General features: G+C 39.6%; 1 protein-coding gene. It reads right to left on the bottom strand.

Annotated features, from left to right (window positions below; all coding sequences use genetic code 11):
* Positions 1–614, bottom strand: a 614-nt coding sequence (locus tag WMZ97_RS21860) for a condensation domain-containing protein (protein ID WP_343274172.1), incomplete at both ends; no start/stop codon positions are given.

Below are 614 nucleotides of genomic sequence, written 5' to 3'. Positions count from 1 at the left end.
TCTGGATAGTTACGCATTACCAACGTGTTGACAAACATTCCTGTCATCGATTGGACGTCTGGATGTGGTCTTCCAGCTACAGGTGTCCCAACCAAAATATCGGATTGATTGGTATATTTGTGCAATAAAATATTGTACGCAGAGAGCAAAAGCATATACAGGGTTGTTCCTGTTTCGGAAGCCAATTGTTTAAGCGATCGGGTTATTTTTTCATCCAACACGAACGCTAGATGGCTTCCTTCAAAGCTTTGCATATCTGGCCGCGGATAATCTGTAGGCAATTCTAAAACCGGAACAGAATCCGAGAAGACGTTTAACCAATAATTCTCTTGTTGTTCAAATCCTTCAGATTGTATCCACTGGTCTTCCCATACTGCAAAGTCTTTATAGTGGATTTTAAGTTCTGGTAACATTTTTCCTTGATAGATGCTGGATAGATCATTAAGTAGTACACCCATAGACACACCATCCGATATGATGTGATGCAAATCTATCAATAGTAGATGCTTTTTACTCTCTAACCTAATCAATTCCGCACGGAATAACGGAGCCTTTTCTAAATTGAATGGCTGAATAAATTCGTTCATCGCCTGCTGAATATTTTCTTCTAAGCC

Origin of the sequence: Lentibacillus songyuanensis (assembly GCF_039548255.1) — a bacterium.
GTDB lineage: Bacteria > Bacillota > Bacilli > Bacillales > Amphibacillaceae > Lentibacillus_C > Lentibacillus_C songyuanensis.
This window is presented reverse-complemented; position numbering and strand designations above follow the sequence as displayed.